The sequence below is a fragment of the Sphingomonas sp. S1-29 genome, from assembly GCF_026167545.1.
Lineage (GTDB): Bacteria > Pseudomonadota > Alphaproteobacteria > Sphingomonadales > Sphingomonadaceae > Sphingomonas.
In genome coordinates this window covers 1541278-1554014 of sequence record NZ_CP110678.1, presented here as the reverse complement: position 1 = coordinate 1554014, position 12737 = coordinate 1541278, and the positions used below count along the sequence as shown (strand labels likewise).

The window sequence follows — 12737 nt, the reverse complement described above, 5'->3', positions numbered from 1 at the left end:
GACACAAAACCGCCTTTCGTGCCAATCGGGCGCGACAAAGCGCGACCATATGTTGGTTCGACCCCGCAAGGGGCGCCACCCAAGGAGTGAAGCGTGATGAAGAAAATTGCCCTCATGATCGCCGGCCTCGGCATCGCTATTTCCGCGCTGCCCGCCACCGCGAGCGCCCAGCAGTGGCAGAACATCAATGCGCGCCAGGTGAATATCGAACAGCGGATCAACACCGGCATCCGCAACGGCGCGCTCACCCGCCCCGAAGCGACGCGGCTGCGCACCCAGTTCCGCAACCTCAATGGTCTCGAGCAGCAATATCGTCGTTCGGGCGGCGGACTGACCCAGGCCGAACGCCGCGACCTCGATCGCCGCTTCGATGCGCTGGCGCAGCGGGTGCGTACGCAGAAGAACGACCGCCAGGGTCGCCGCTGATCCTGGCTCCGGCCCCCTCCCCGATGCGGGAGGGGGATCGGGTCAGCGGATCGGCTGTCCCGAATCCTTCCACCGGTCGAGGATCTGCGAGTCGGCGGCGGCGACCGCGGTGCCGCTGTCGGCATAGCTCGGCTGGATCTGCGTCGCGGGCACGACCGCCGCAGCCTTGCTCGCGGGCGCGGCAACCGGTGCAACCGCCGGAGCCGCCTGCGCCATCACCGGCGCCGCAGCACCGAGCTTGCGCAGCGGCCCCGGCAGCGGCTCGCCGCCGAAATACCGGTCGCGAAACGCCGCCGGCGTCCCCCAATAACCTTTCCAGCGATGGAAGAAATGCGCGCCCTCGACCCCGGTCATCACCAGGCTGCGGTTCCACGACGGCGTCACCGCATAGGTGTGGTAATGCGTCGCCATCCCGACGGGCGCGAACACCGACCCGTTGAGCGCCGACGCCGCGACCCGCTGCGCGCGGTCCCACGCCGCGCGCGCCGGCACCCGCGCCATCGCGCCGTCGCAGGCGAAGCTGAACTGGCAGACGCGCTTGTCCGACCCCTGGAACACCACGCCGCACACCGTCGCGGGGAAGGCAGGATGCCGCACCCGGTTGAGCACCACCTGCGCGACCGCGCGCTGCCCGGCATCGGGCTCGCTCGCCGCCTCGTAATAGATCGCCGTCGTCAGGCATTGCAGCGCGCGCGACTGGTCGCTGCCCGATCCGCGCAAGGCAAAGGGCGGGGCGGCGGGGATCGTCGCGCCGGTGGTCAGGGTCGCGCCGGCGGGAACCGGCAGGTCGGGCAGCGCGATCGTGCCGGTGGTGCCGGCGGCGGGCGCGGCGTCGTCATCGAGCGCGGTGAGCAGCGCGGCCCCCGGAAAATGCTCGCCCGCGTCATACCCGAAGCCCGGCGCCGGCGACAGCGCCGCCGCCTCGATCTGCTCGATGCTGGCGATCGCCGCATGCGCGGTAAACCCCGCCAGCGCGAGCACCAGCGTGCCCGCAGCGAACATCTTGCACATCCGGCGGGAAGGAATCGACCAAAGCATGCAGCCCGCATAGCCCAAAATTCGACGCCCTTCGCGCCCCCAAACCACCCCGTCCCATCACGAAACGGATGAGGGTTAACGCAACGGAAGTCCTCCTCCACCAGGGGGGCAGCGTTTGCGCCTAGCAGCCCCCGCCCCAAACCATCCTCCCCCGCAAGGGGGAGGGGGACCATGCGCAGCATGGCGGAGGGGGAGGACCCCCAACGGCTCGCGCGTGTCCGCCCCCTCCACCGCTTGCGCGGTCCCCCTCCCCCTGGCGGGGGAGGAAAGTGGCGGTGCCGCGCCGCCCGTTCGACACGATTAATCCTCCCTCCGGCGGCGGAGGAAAGGGTGGGGTTGGCCTTGTCGCAGCCCAATCCCCATCAACTGGCTTGCGATCTTCGTCGACATCCACGAAGGCGTCTTTTGACCTAGCGGAACGTTGCATCACCGCGCCGAAACCCGGCAACCCCCTTGGGGGTGCGGCTGCACTCGACCGCCGGATGCAAGGATTAGACACCGCCGATGTTCCATTACTTCAAAGGTTCGCTGCTCTTCACCGCGATTTGCGTGGCGCTGGGGGCGTGGCTCGGCTGGAGCATGACTGGGTCGGTGGTCGGCACGCTCGGCGTGTTGTGGATCGTCGTCGTGCTCGGCGTGCTCGAAGTGTCGCTGTCGTTCGACAATGCGGTGGTCAACGCCTCGGTCCTCAAGGACATGGACGAGATCTGGCGGCGGCGCTTCCTGACCTGGGGCATCTTGATCGCGGTGTTTGGCATGCGGATCGTCTTCCCGGTCGCGATCGTCGCGATTGCGGCGTCGCTGGGGCCGATCGAGGCGATCCGGCTGGCGGCGAGCGATCCCGAGCAATATCAGCGCATCATCACCGACGCGCATATCGGCATCGCCGGCTTCGGCGGCGCGTTCCTGGGTATGGTCGGGCTGAACTTCTTCTTCGACAGCAACAAGGAAGTTCACTGGATCGAGGTGATCGAACGCCAGCTGATCAAGCTGGCATCGATCGACGCGGTGGCGATCGCGATCCTCCTGGCGGCGCTGTACGGCATCTCGACGCTGCTCGACCCTGCCGATGCCCTCTCGTTTATCGTCGCCGGCATCTTCGGCCTGCTCGCCTATATCGCGGTCGAAGCGGTCAATTCGCTGCTCGAAGCGCCAGAGGCGGTCGACGCCGCGGGGAACCTCACCGGCACCGTCGCGCGCTCGGGCTTTGCGAGCTTCCTGTACCTCGAACTGCTCGATTCCTCCTTCTCGTTCGACGGTGTGATCGGTGCGTTCGCGCTGACCAACAACATCTTCATCATCGCGCTCGGCCTCGGCATCGGCGCGATGTTCGTTCGATCGATGACGATCATGCTGGTCGAAAAGGGGACGCTGGCGCAATATCGCTATCTCGAGCACGGCGCGTTCTGGGCGATCCTCGCGCTGGCGGCGATCATGCTGCTGTCGGCGCGCTATCATATCCCCGAGACGATCACCGGGCTGATCGGCGCGGTGCTGATCGTCACCGCGCTGTGGCGCTCGGTGCGCTGGAACCGCGCCAACCCGGGCCAGGATGCGCAGGCGCCAGTAGGGTCGGACGGCAGCGCGCTGAAGATTTGAGGTGTCGTCGCAATCAGGTGTTGGCGGTCGAGGCCTGGGTCTTTTGCTCGGGTGCCTCGTACGTTGCCCAGGCGCCGTCCTCGCCCGGGCGCGGCGGCGGGCCGGCGATGCTGTCGCGCTCGGTAACCGCGCCGATCCGTAACCGGTGCAGGTGGACCTTGGCGATCATGTTCGCCGAGATCGGCGCGGTGATGAACAGGAAGAGCGAGATCAGCACTTCGTGCGCCGACCATATGCCGAGCTTCGCCTGGAAATAGAGCATCGAGGCCAGCAGCAGCGCGCCAAGCCCCAGCGTCGTCGCCTTGGTCGGCCCGTGCAGCCGCTCCATTGTCGATGGCAGGCGCACCAGCCCCCAGCTGCCGATCAGCACGAAAGCGCCGCCGAGCAGGATCAGCGCCGCGATCGCAATGTCCATCCCGCCGCTCATTCGATAATGTCCCCGCGCAGGATGAATTTGCAATAGGCGATGGTGCTGACGAAGCCGACCATCGCGAGCAGCAGCGCCGCCTCGAAATAGGTCGCGGTGCTGCCCATCATGCCCATCATGCCGATCAGCACGATCACCGCGATGACGTTGATCACCATCGTGTCGAGCGCGACGATCCGGTCGCCGAGCGCGGGTCCCTTGAGCAGCCGGTACCCGTTGAACAGCAACGACAGCGCGACCGCGCCGGCGGCGATCTGGAGCGCGATGGCGATCATGCGAAAATCCTCCGCAGCGGGGCTTCGTAGCGCGTCTTGATCCGCGCGATCTCGGCCTCGGGATCGGGTGCGTCGAGCGCGTGGACCAGCAGATAGCCGCCATCGGCGGATACGTCGGCGCTGACGGTGCCGGGAGTGAGGCTGATCGTCGCTGCGAGCACGGTGATCGCCTCGGGGGTGGTGAGATCGACGGGAATGACCAGCCATCGTGACCGGAGGTCGCGGTTGCGGCGGAACAGGATCAGCCGCGCGACGTGGAAATTGGCGACGACGATGTCGTAGAGCACGATCACCAGATACCCCAGCAGCGCGCGGCCGAAGCGGATGCGCGGCCGATCGGGCCAGAAGGGCTCGGTGAATTTGGGCAGCACCAGCGCGAACACCGCCCCCAGCACGATACCGCCGACGCTGACCCTGTTGGCCATCAGCAGCCAGACGACCAGCAGCATCGCCGACAGCGCGGGGTGCGGAAGGATGCGCTTCATCATTCGCGGTCGCCTGCCAGCACCGCGGCGATATAGCGTTCGGGCGCGAACACCTGCGCGGCGATCGCCAGCGACTGCGCGGTCGCCCAGCCGGCGCCGATCGTGAGCAGCGCGAGCAACGCCACCAGCATCGCGGGCGCGACGAACTCGGCGCGCGCCCGAGGGGGGCAGGCGATCGGGTCGCCATCGGGCGCCGCCTTCCAGAAGATCGCGCTGCCGCTGCGTGCGAAGCCGATCACGCCGACCAAAGTGGTGCCGAGCACCGTCGCCCAGATCAGCCGCCACGGCGCGGTGCCGAAGGTCGTCTGCAGGATGAAGAGCTTGGCGACGAAGCCCGACAGCGGCGGCAGGCCGACCGCGGCGATCGTCGCGGCCAGGAACAACAGCCCGGCGGCCTGCTGGCCGGCAAAGCGCGGGCTGGCGACGGTGGCATCGCCATATTGGCCGCGCCGGCGAAGCGTCACGTCGGCGACCAGGAACAACGCCGCGCCCGCCAGCACCGCATGGACCAGGTAATAGACCGCGGCGGCGGTGGTCGCCTGGGTCCAGCACGACAGCGCCAGCAGCAACGTCCCGGTCGATCCAAGGATCGCGAACGCCGCCTGCTCGCGCATCGCGCGTGCCGCCAGCACCCCTGCAAAGCCGACGATCGCGGTGAGGACCGCGGCGGGCAGCAGCCAGGGCGCGGGCACCCAGGCGGCGGCGCCTGCGTCGTCGCCGAAGATCAGCGGGACGACGCGGATCATCGCATAGACCCCGACCTTGGTCATGATCGCGAACAGCGCAGCGACCACCGGGGAAGTCGCGGCATAGGTGCGCGGCAGCCACAGATGGAGCGGCGCGATCGCGGCCTTGAGCGCGAACACCGCGACCAGCAGCAGCCCCGCCATCCGCAGCAGCCCCTGATCCTCGGACCCGAGCGCGGCGACGCTGCGCGCGAGATCGGCCATGTTGAGCGTGCCCGTCAGGCCATAGAGCAGCCCGAGCGCGATCAGGAACAGCGCCGAGCCGACGATGTTGACGACGACATAGGCGACGCCCGCCTTCAGCCGCGCGGCGCCCTGGCCGTGGAGCATCAGCCCGTAGGAAGCGATCAGCAGCACTTCGAAAAAGACGAACAGGTTGAAGAGATCGCCGGTGAGGAACGCGCCGTTGAGCCCCAGCAGCTGGAAATGGAACATCGGGTGGAAATGCCAGCCCTTGCGATCGACCGCGGTGACGATCGCGTGGATCATGACGATCAGCGCCAGCGTCGCCGCCAGCACCAGCATCGTCGCCGCCAGCCGATCGAGCACCAGCACGATCCCGAACGGCGCGGGCCAGTCGCCCAGCGGATAGGCGCGGATCGAATCGTCCTGGACGATGCCGAACAATGCGAGCGCCGCGACCAGCATCGCGGTGCAGCCCGCGAGCGACAGCGCGACGCCGATCCGCCGCCGCCGCCGCATCGCTAGCAACGTCAGCGGCGCGACGATCGCGGGGATGACGACCGGCGCGATCACCAGATGGTCGAGCAGGTTCATGGGCGCATCTCGTCGGCCGGGCGATCGGCGACGCCGTCGACCTGGTCCGATCCGCTTTCGAGGAAGCTGCGCAGCGACAGGATGACGACCAGCGCGGTCATGCCGAAGGTGATGACGATCGCGGTCAGCACCAACGCCTGCGGCAGCGAATCGGCATGCTCGGTGACCCCCTTGGCGTAGAGCGGCGGGCGATCGACCACCAACCGACCGACCGCGAACAGGAACAGGTTCACCGCGTAGGACAGCAAGGTCAGCCCGAGCACGACCTGGAAGGTGCGGCCGCGCAGCGCTAGGTAGATGCCGCCGGCGACCAGCACCGCGATCGCGCTGGCGACCAGGAATTCGAGACTCATCATGCTGCCTCGTCCCCGGCACGGTCTTCGTGGCGCGCGGCGCGCTGCGCGACATGGCTGAGCTGCGCCAGTGCCATCATCACCGCGCCGACCACGACCGCGAGCACGCCAAGGTCGAACAGCGACGCGGTGGCGAGCTCGAACTCGCCGATCAGCGGCAGCGTGAAATAGCCGAAGCTGCTGGTGAGGAAGGGGGCGCCGAACACCAGCGAGCCGAGCCCGGTGGCGATCGCGATCAGCACGCCGAACGCGATCAGCGGATGCTCGCCGATCTTGCGCCGCTCGTCGGTCCAGTCGAAGCCCGACGCCAGATATTGCAGCAGGATCGCGATCGATACGACCAATGCGGCGATGAAGCCGCCGCCGGGCTGGTTGTGCCCGCGCAGGAAGATGTAGATGCCGACCAGCATCGCCAGCGGCAGCAGCAGCCGCGTCGCCATCACGAACATCATCGGGTGGCGCTCGGGCGAATATTGCATGTCCTGCCGCCACGACCGCAGCCGCCGCCCGGCGACCCCACGCGCGGCGGGTTCGAGCAGCGCGTAGATCGCCAGGCCCGCGATCCCGAGCACGATGATCTCGCCCAGCGTGTCGAACGCGCGGAAATCGACGAGCGTGACGTTGACGACATTGGTGCCGCCGCCGCCCGAATAGCTGTTCGCCCAGTGGAAGGACGATACCGAATCGCGGATGTCGCGGGTCATCACCGCCCACGCCGCCCAGCCAGCGCCCGCGCCGGCAACGATCCCGAGCGCGGCATCGCGGCTCCGCCGCCCGCCGCTCGACAGCCGCGGCGGTATCTTGGGCATCAGATGGAGCGCGAGCAGCAGCAGCAGGATCGTCACGACCTCGACCGAAATCTGCGTGAGCGCGAGGTCGGGCGCCGAGAGCCGGACGAACGCCAGCGCCATGACGAGGCCGATGACGCTGATGAAGACGAGCGCGAGGTAGCGCTGGCGCTGCGCGACGACGACCGCGACGGTGGCGGCGACCAGCGCGAACCAGGCGACGATCGCGATCGCCGAGGCGGGCTGGGTGGCGCGGCTGCCAGCGCCGATGCCGCCGGGGGCGAGCAGCGCGTCGATCCCGAAGCCGACCGCGACCGCGAACAGCGCGAACAGATAACGCTGCAGCGAGGCGGCGTGGATCGCGAGCGAGGCGCGGCGGGTGGTATCGACCACCGCCTCGATCGCGGTGTCGAACATTGTCTTGGCATCGGGCGCGCGGCGGCGCGCCACGAACGCCGCGAACGGTTCGCGCCGCCACAGCAGCAGCGCGCCGATCGCGACCGCGGCGATGCTCAAGGCAAGCGCGGTGTTGACGCCGTGCCACAGCGCAAGATCGAGCGCGGGCGGGGCGGCACCGATCACCGCGCCGGTCGCGGCGATCACCAGCGGGCCGGCGATCGTCATCGGCAGCAGCCCGAAGGCGATCGCAAGCAGTACCAGCGCCACCGAGGGGCCGATCATCGCTGCGCCCGGATCATGCGGCGCCGCGACGTCGCCGGTGCGGCGCGCGCCGAAGAACAGGCCGTGCGCGTAGCGGAGCGAATAGGCGACCGACAAGGTCGCCGCGATGGTCGCGAGCAGCGGCACCAGCACCGCCTGGCCGGCGAAGGCGGTATGCACGCTCTCCTCGAGCATCATTTCCTTCGAGATGAACCCGCCGAGCGGCGGGATGCCCGCCATCGCGGCGGCGGCGAGCGTGCCCAATGTCGCGGTGAGCGGCATCAGTGCGGCGAGCCCGCCCAGCCGGGTGATGTCGCGCGTGCCGGTCTCGTGATCGACGATGCCGGCGTTCATGAACAATGCCGCCTTGAACGCGGCGTGGTTGAGGATGTGGAACACCGCCGCCGCCGCCGCTGCGGGCGTGCCGAAGCCGAGCAGCATCACCATCAGCCCCAATTGGCTGATCGTCGAATAGGCAAGGATCGCCTTGAGATCGTTGCGGAACAGCGCGACCCCGGCGCCGAACAACATCGTCACCAGCCCGGTCGACATGACCAGATAGAACCACCATTCGGTACCTGCGAGTACCGGCCAAAGCCGTGCGAGCAGGAACACCCCCGCCTTCACCATCGTCGCCGAATGCAGATACGCGCTGACCGGGGTAGGCGCGGCCATCGCGTGCGGCAGCCAGAAATGGAACGGGAATTGCGCCGATTTGGTGAAGGCGCCGAGCAGCACCAGGATCAGGATCGCGGGGTAGAGCGGCGAGGCCTGCACCGCATTGGCACGCGTCAGGATCGTTGCGAGCTCGTACGACCCCGCAGCCTGCCCCAAAAGCAGCAGCCCGGCGATCAGCGCGAGCCCGCCGCCGCCGGTCACCGTAAGCGCCATCCGCGCACCCTGCCGCGCATCGGCGCGGTCGCGCCAGAAGCCGATCAGCAGGAACGACGACAGGCTGGTCAGCTCCCAGAACACCAGCATCAGCAGCACGTTGTTCGACAGCGCGATCCCCACCATCGCGCCCTGGAACAGCATCAGGAACGACAGGAAGCGCCCCGTCGGCTCGTCCTTGTAGAGATAGCCCTGCGCATAGATCGCAACGAGCAGCCCGATGCTGAGGATCAGCCCGGCGAACAGCAACCCCAGCGGATCGAGCCACAGGCTGAGATCGAGGCCGAGCGCCGGGATCCAGCCGATCCGTGCGGTCAGCGGCGCCCCCGCCAGCACCGCGGGTGCCGCCGACAGCAGCAGGACGAACCCGACCGCGCTCGCGCCGATCGCTATGCCCATGTGCACGCCGCGGCCGGCGCGGGCGAGCAGCGCGAGCAGGATCGCGGCAACGAACGGCAATGCAGTCAGGGCAAGCAGGAGCATCAGGCGAATTCTTTCGGCAGCCTGAACGCGTTACCGACCGCAAGCCGCGATGGGTACCCATCAATCGACCCTTGCGCGTCGATTATGCCGCTCGGGCGACAATGCTCGAAAGATGGTGCCCCTGGCCGGACTCGAACCAGCACGCCTTGCGGCACTCGATTTTGAGTCGAGCGCGTCTACCATTTCACCACAGGGGCAGCGCGTCGTCGCTAACCGATGCGAGGGGCGGGGGCAAGATGCTGCGCGGCGGGGCGGGGGTGGTTTGGGGACAGGTGGGGGCGAGTCGCGGGCGGCCGGAGGCTCGGAAGGCTACAAAAGCTACACTACGTACCCCCCGGATTCGCCCTTTCCGCGCAATGGAACGCGATGCGGGTGCAGGATGCGGGGCGCGTTTTCATGCAGGATGCGTATCAAAGAGGGAGCTTGTAGGACAGGGGGGCTGGCGGCAGCGTCATCGTGCCAGCCGGGCCGACGGGATGACGGGAAGTGGGTGGAAAACGGATCGGCGGCTTTTTGGTAGTATTTGGTGAAAGCGGACATTGCGAGTTTGACGGCACGAGCTAAGCTAAGGCGGTGCCAACCCGGAACATGCTGGAACCCTTAGTCGATGAGGAGCCGACGGACTTCGCGGCATTAGTAGTCTCATGCGGTAAGTTCATTGATGCGTGGCTTGCTGATGGCGGCGAGCCAACCGACGAGGACGTGGTCGGCTTCTACAGTCTTTGGAGTCAATCGTTAGACGCGCGTGGCCGTGATGAAGGCGACTTCTATGATTGGGCTTACCCCTTCTTCGTTCGCTACCGCGATGAAGTTCGAGCCCTCCTTGAGCGGACATAATGTCGACAACTGGGTGGTGAGCAGTCCGTCCGCTTACGGAAGCGCGATGGCTTTAAGCGGATGCATTCTAATCGGCTTCTATGGGCTGCGGACGATCCTAAACGCGATGTAGCCTGCCACCGCGAGCACAAGACAAATCACGATCGTCGTGCCGGGCGTCAGATACATATTCGACACGATGAACCGCAGGGTCCACCTTGTCGGGGGGGCGGGTTGGCCGGATCGATCAAAACCGCATGCGTGCGGATTGGGATCATGCAGAAGACTACCCCCGCCGTGACGATTCCGAGGATTGTCAGTTTCCACCACATACGACGGTCATCATGTCCGCTCTAGGGAAAGTTGCAAGAAGCGGAAAACGACCGCAACTGGGCGATAGCCGTCGCCCGACTTTGCCACTCGCTCCGGCCCCCTCAATTCGTCGGCCCCCGCCGCCGGTAGCTCAGCGCCTCGGCGATGTGCAGTCTCCCTACCGTCTCGACCCCTGCCAGATCGGCGATGGTGCGCGCGACGCGCAGGACGCGGGTGTAGCCGCGGGCGGACATGCGCATCGATTCGGCGGCCTGCGCCAGCAGCTTGCGGCCGGCTTCGTCGGGGGTAGCGACGGCCTCGAGCGCGCGGCCTTCGACTTCGGCGTTCGTGCGCGTTGCGGTGCCGGGGTAGCGCGTCGCCTGGACGGCGCGGGCGGCGGTGACGCGGGCGGCGACTTGTGCTGATCCTTCGGCGGGGGGCGGGAGGATCAGGTCGGCGGCGGTGACCGCGGCGACTTCGACGTGGAGGTCGATCCGGTCGAGCAGCGGCCCCGATACCTTGGCCTGATAATCGGCGGCGCATTTGGGCGCGCGGGCGCAGGCGAGCGCGGGGTCGCCGAGATGACCGCAACGGCAGGGGTTCATCGCCGCCACGAGCTGAACCCGCGCGGGGAAGGTGACATGGGCGTTGGCGCGCGCGACGCTGACGGTCCCGGTTTCTAATGGCTGGCGCAGCGAATCGAGGACGGCGCGCTGGAATTCGGGGAGTTCGTCGAGGAAGAGGATGCCGAGGTGCGCGAGGCTGACCTCGCCGGGCTTCACCTTGAGGCCGCCGCCGGTGAGCGCCGCCATCGACGCCGAATGATGCGGGCTGCGGAAAGGGCGGTTGCGGGTTAGCTTGCCGTTGGTGAGCGTCCCCGCGACCGACTGGACCATCGAGACTTCGAGCGCTTCGGCGGCGTCGAGCGGCGGCAGGATGCCGGGCAGGCACGCCGCCATCAGCGATTTGCCGGCGCCCGGCGGGCCGACCATCAGCAGGTTGTGCCCGCCCGCGGCGGTGATTTCGAGCGCGCGCTTGGCGGTTTCCTGGCCCTTTACCTGCGCGAGATCGGGGCCGATGACCGGATCGTCGATCTCGCCGGGGCGCGGGGCGGGGAGCAGCTGGTTGCCCTTGAAATGGTTGAGCAGGCCGATCAGGTCGGTCGCGGCGACCACCTCGATTGATCCGGCCCAGGCGGCTTCGGACCCTTGCGCGGCGGGGCACACCAGCCCCTTGCCGGTTTCGGAGGCGTGCAGCGCGGCCAGCATCACGCCGGGGGAGGGGGCGATCCGCCCGTCGAGGCCCAATTCGCCGACGACGACATAATCGGCCAAAGTCTCGGCATCGATCACCCCCATCGCGCCGAGCAGCGCGAGCGCGACGGGAAGGTCGTAATGCGATCCTTCCTTGGGCAGGTCGGCGGGGGAGAGGTTCACGGTGATTCGCTTCGGGGGAAGGGCGAGGCCGATCGCGGCGATCGCGCCGCGTACGCGCTCGCGGCTTTCGCCCACCGCCTTGTCGGCGAGCCCGACGACGATGAAGGCGGGGAGCCCGGCGACGAGGTTGCACTGCACCTCGACAGCGCGCGCTTCGAGCCCCAGATAGGCCACCGTCGATACGATCGCGACCATGCGTGCCATCCCCCTTAACCATAAGGCATAGCGGGTTTCGGAAGCGATGGAACCGGGCGCTGCGCACGCGGCCGACGTTGACTTGAAACCGTCACCGGCGTATGGCGCGCCTCACAAGGCCGTCCGCGTGGCGGCCATTTTACGTTTTAGACGCGGCCATGTCGGTGCGCGGTCTAGCTTACAGATGCCAAGGGAATGACCGATGAAGCGGACCTTTCAGCCGAGCAACCTGGTGCGGACGCGCCGGCACGGCTTCTTTGCACGGATGGCGACGGCAGCGGGCCGCAAGATCGTCCGCTCGCGCCGCGCGCGCGGCCGCAAGAAGCTGACGGCCTGACACGCATGACCCTGCGCCGCGAGTATCTCGCGGCGAATCAGGGGAAACGCGCGCCGATGCCGGGCTTCGTGCTGCTGGTGCGCGCGCGCGGCGACGCCGATCCGGCGAAACGGATCGGTATTACCGTATCGAAGAAGGTAGGAAACGCCGTCATCCGCAACCGGATGAAACGGCGTTTTCGCATGCTTGCGCGCGACGTGCTGCCCGAACATGGGGTGGCGGGTGCCGATCATGTGCTGATCGGGCGGCATTCGGGGATCGAGCGGCCCTATGCCGATCTAGTGCGCGAGCTGGCGAAGGCTTGCGCCAAGGTGCGGCGGTGATGTTTGCTGTTGCCGCTGTTGCGCTGGTGGATGCCGGGGATTCCTGCGATCGAAGTGCAGCGTTTGCGGCTCTGGGCCCCGGCTTTCGCCGGGGTGACGGCTGGTTTCGCTGGGGTGACGATCTTTTAGTGGCGACGGCGCGCGTAGCATGATCGCGCGCATCCTCATCCTGATCGCGCGCGGGTGGCAGATCGGGCCTTCGCGTATCCTGCCGCCGAGCTGTCGCTACGCGCCCAGCTGTTCGGCCTATGCAATCGAGGCGCTTGGCCGCTATGGCGCAATCAAAGGCGGCTGGTTGGCCGCACGGCGCATCGCGCGCTGTCATCCATGGGGCGGGCACGGATATGATCCGGTTCCCTGACGCTCCGAA

13 protein-coding genes and 1 tRNA gene are annotated in these 12737 nt (G+C 67.7%); 5 read left to right on the top strand and 9 right to left on the bottom strand.

Translation table 11 applies throughout. From position 1 onward, the window contains the following. Positions 1–96 precede the first annotated feature (96 nt). Entirely contained in the window at positions 97–426 is a 330-nt protein-coding gene (locus OKW76_RS07285) for a hypothetical protein (protein WP_265552445.1), read from the top strand. Positions 427–468: 42 nt separating this feature from the next. On the opposite strand, the gene OKW76_RS07280 is transcribed toward OKW76_RS07285, so the two are convergent. Then, positions 469–1464, bottom strand: coding sequence for a cell wall hydrolase (locus OKW76_RS07280; RefSeq protein ID WP_265552443.1), 996 nt, complete (start codon positions 1462–1464; stop codon positions 469–471). A 504-nt stretch (positions 1465–1968) separates the two neighbouring features. On the opposite strand from OKW76_RS07280, the gene OKW76_RS07275 reads away from it, so the two are divergent. Beyond that, the gene (locus OKW76_RS07275; protein WP_265552442.1) at positions 1969–3063 is read left to right on the top strand and encodes a DUF475 domain-containing protein; all 1095 of its coding nucleotides are present in this window, start codon (positions 1969–1971) and stop codon (positions 3061–3063) included. Between the two features lie 13 nt (positions 3064–3076). Here OKW76_RS07275 and OKW76_RS07270 read toward each other — a convergent pair whose 3' ends face one another. From OKW76_RS07270 to OKW76_RS07235, 8 genes are all read right to left on the bottom strand, one after another. Further along, a complete protein-coding gene (locus OKW76_RS07270; protein ID WP_265552440.1) occupies positions 3077–3478 on the bottom strand; it encodes a Na+/H+ antiporter subunit G in 402 nt (133 codons plus the stop codon). Positions 3479–3486: 8 nt separating this feature from the next. After that, positions 3487–3765, bottom strand: a complete 279-nt coding sequence (locus tag OKW76_RS07265) for a K+/H+ antiporter subunit F (RefSeq protein WP_265552438.1) — start codon at positions 3763–3765, stop codon at positions 3487–3489. Then, on the bottom strand, positions 3762–4253 hold the full coding sequence (locus OKW76_RS07260; protein ID WP_265552436.1) for a Na+/H+ antiporter subunit E: 492 nt from the start codon (positions 4251–4253) through the stop codon (positions 3762–3764). The genes OKW76_RS07265 and OKW76_RS07260 overlap by 4 nt, the downstream gene beginning before the upstream one ends. Next, the gene (locus OKW76_RS07255; RefSeq protein ID WP_265552434.1) at positions 4250–5773 is read right to left on the bottom strand and encodes a monovalent cation/H+ antiporter subunit D; all 1524 of its coding nucleotides are present in this window, start codon (positions 5771–5773) and stop codon (positions 4250–4252) included. Before OKW76_RS07255 ends, OKW76_RS07260 begins: the two co-directional genes overlap by 4 nt. Further along, complete coding sequence (locus OKW76_RS07250) at positions 5770–6126, bottom strand: Na+/H+ antiporter subunit C (protein ID WP_256508076.1); 357 nt, start codon at positions 6124–6126, stop codon at positions 5770–5772. The genes OKW76_RS07255 and OKW76_RS07250 overlap by 4 nt, the downstream gene beginning before the upstream one ends. Then, complete coding sequence (locus OKW76_RS07245; RefSeq protein WP_265552432.1) at positions 6126–8948, bottom strand: monovalent cation/H+ antiporter subunit A; 2823 nt, start codon at positions 8946–8948, stop codon at positions 6126–6128. Before OKW76_RS07245 ends, OKW76_RS07250 begins: the two co-directional genes overlap by 1 nt. Before the next feature lie 113 nt (positions 8949–9061). Continuing rightward, a tRNA-Leu gene (locus tag OKW76_RS07240) sits at positions 9062–9145 on the bottom strand. A gap of 1053 nt (positions 9146–10198) precedes the next feature. Then, entirely contained in the window at positions 10199–11707 is a 1509-nt protein-coding gene (locus OKW76_RS07235; protein WP_265552832.1) for a YifB family Mg chelatase-like AAA ATPase, read from the bottom strand. 202 nt (positions 11708–11909) lie between these two features. Here OKW76_RS07235 and rpmH point away from each other — a divergent pair, with 202 nt between their 5' ends. The 3 genes from rpmH (at position 11910) to yidD (ending at position 12728) form a co-directional block, all read left to right on the top strand. After that, on the top strand, positions 11910–12044 hold the full coding sequence (gene rpmH / locus OKW76_RS07230) for a 50S ribosomal protein L34 (protein WP_256504976.1): 135 nt from the start codon (positions 11910–11912) through the stop codon (positions 12042–12044). 5 nt (positions 12045–12049) lie between these two features. Continuing rightward, a complete protein-coding gene (rnpA, locus tag OKW76_RS07225; RefSeq protein ID WP_265552430.1) occupies positions 12050–12367 on the top strand; it encodes a ribonuclease P protein component in 318 nt (105 codons plus the stop codon). A 148-nt stretch (positions 12368–12515) separates the two neighbouring features. Then, positions 12516–12728: a membrane protein insertion efficiency factor YidD gene (yidD, locus tag OKW76_RS07220; RefSeq protein ID WP_265552428.1), complete on the top strand. Its 213-nt coding sequence runs from the start codon at positions 12516–12518 to the stop codon at positions 12726–12728. The last annotated feature ends 9 nt before the right edge of the window (positions 12729–12737 follow it).